Raw genomic sequence first — 1,946 nt, 5'->3', positions numbered from 1 at the left:
GGGTGTGTGGCGTACCGGCACGGCCCCTCGCGCCGGATTCCGGCTGCGGGTGCGCGGTGGCGAGAGGTGACCGTCGGTGGCGACGGGGGTGTGTGGCGTACCGGCACGGCCCCTCGCGCCGGATTCCGGCTGCGGGTGCGCGGTGGCGAGAGGTGACCGTCGGTGGCGACGGGGGTGTGTGATGTACCGGCACGGCCCCTCGCGCCGGATTCCGGCTGCGGGTACGCGGTGGCGAGAGGTGACCGTCGGTGGCGGCAGGGGTGCGTGATGTACCGGCACGGCCCCTCGCGCCGAATTCCGGCTGCGGGTACGCGGTGGCGAGAGGTGACCGTCGGTGGCGACGGGGGTGTGTGGCGTACCGGCACGGCCCCTCGCGCCGGATTCCGGCTGCGGCTGCGGGGTGGCCGGATCGGGGCGTCAAGGGCTGTCTCCCGTAGGGATGGTGACGGAGAGGCAGGGGGATGGGGCAGGATGAGCCGTCTCCCCGGACGATGGCGAACGCCCGTCCGGGCATGATCGCGTTCCCTGATTCGAGCAGGTGGCAAGTGACGACACAGCACATTCGGCCCGCGGGCCCTCATCCCGGTACGGGTCCCGGTCCCGCTCTCCGAGGAGGTCACCGATGAAGCGCTCCGTCACCCTGGACGACCTGATGATCGCCGGAATAGCCGTGGCGGCCGGGCTGCTGGCGGCGTTCCTGCTCCGGATGCTGCTGCGCTGGCTGGGCAAGCACGCCGAGCGCACCCGCTGGAGCGGCGACGACGTCATGGTGGACGCGCTGCGCACCGTCGTGCCGTGGTCGGCGGTGGCCGGAGGCGTCGCCGCGGCGGCCGCGGTGCTTCCGCTGACCGCGCCGATCGGCAAGACCGTCAACCGGTCGCTGACCGTCCTGCTCATCCTGGTCGCGACCATCACCGCGGCCCGGCTGATCACCGGGCTGGTCCAGTCGGTGACCCAGTCCCGCTCGGGCGTCGCCGGTTCGGCCACCATCTTCGTCAACATCACCCGGGTCGTGGTGATGGCGATCGGCTTCCTGATCGTCCTGCAGACCCTGGGGATCTCGATCGCGCCCCTGCTGACGGCCCTGGGGGTGGGCGGTCTCGCCGTCGCGCTCGCGCTCCAGGACACCCTCGCCAACCTCTTCGCGGGCGTGCACATCCTCGCCTCGAAGACGATCCAGCCGGGCGACTACATCCGGCTGAGCAGCGGGGAGGAGGGCTACGTCGTCGACATCAACTGGCGCAACACCACGGTCCGTCAGCTCTCCAACAACCTGGTCATCATCCCCAACGCCCAGCTCTCGGGCACCAACATGACCAACTTCACCCGGCCCGAGCAGAAGATGACGCTGCTGGTACAGGTCGGCGTCGGCTACGACAGCGACCTCGACCACGTCGAGCGGGTCACGAACGAGGTCGTCGCCCAGGTGATGACCGGGATCGACGGCGCCGTCCCGGAGCACGAACCCGCCGTTCGCTTCCACACCTTCGGCGACTCGCGCATCGGTCTCACCGTGATCCTCGGTGTGGGCGAGTTCAGCGACCAGTACCGGATCAAGCACGAGTTCATCAAGCGCCTGCACAAGCGCTACCGGGACGAGGGCATCCGGATTCCATCGCCCGCCCGGACCGTCGCGCTCCAGCCCGGCGGGGCGGGCTTCCTGGAGTCCGCCATCCCGCATCAGCGCGAGGCCGCGCAGCGGCCCTGACATCAGCGTGGGGTCGCGCCGGGCACGGAGGAATGGGGACGGGTCACCGCGACGCACCCGCACCCGGCGACGTACGGAAGGGGCCACGCCGGTACATCACATGCCCGTCGCCACCGACGGCCACCTCTCGTCCGACGGCGACGGGCGGATGTACCGGCGCGGCCCCGACCCCCACCGGACCGGGACCGCGACGGCCAACGGGCCGGGGGGGGGGGGGGGGGGGCGGCGCCGGGGCCCC

At 71.7% G+C, this 1,946-nt stretch carries 1 protein-coding gene; it reads left to right on the top strand.

Annotated features, from left to right (window positions below):
* Positions 1–622: 622 nt before the first annotated feature.
* Positions 623–1,708: a mechanosensitive ion channel family protein gene (locus ACFXGX_RS43245; RefSeq protein WP_384804002.1), complete on the top strand. Its 1,086-nt coding sequence runs from the start codon at positions 623–625 to the stop codon at positions 1,706–1,708.
* Positions 1,709–1,946: the final 238 nt, after the last annotated feature.

Origin of the sequence: Streptomyces sp. NPDC059371, from assembly GCF_042751995.1 — a bacterium.
Lineage (GTDB): Bacteria > Actinomycetota > Actinomycetes > Streptomycetales > Streptomycetaceae > Streptomyces.
This window is presented reverse-complemented; position numbering and strand designations above follow the sequence as displayed.

Excerpts from the sequence above, each read along its gene's own strand:
- ACFXGX_RS43245 (WP_384804002.1), top strand. The coding sequence starts at position 623 with ATGAAGCGCTCCGTCACCCTGGACGACCTGATGATCGCCGGAATAGCC.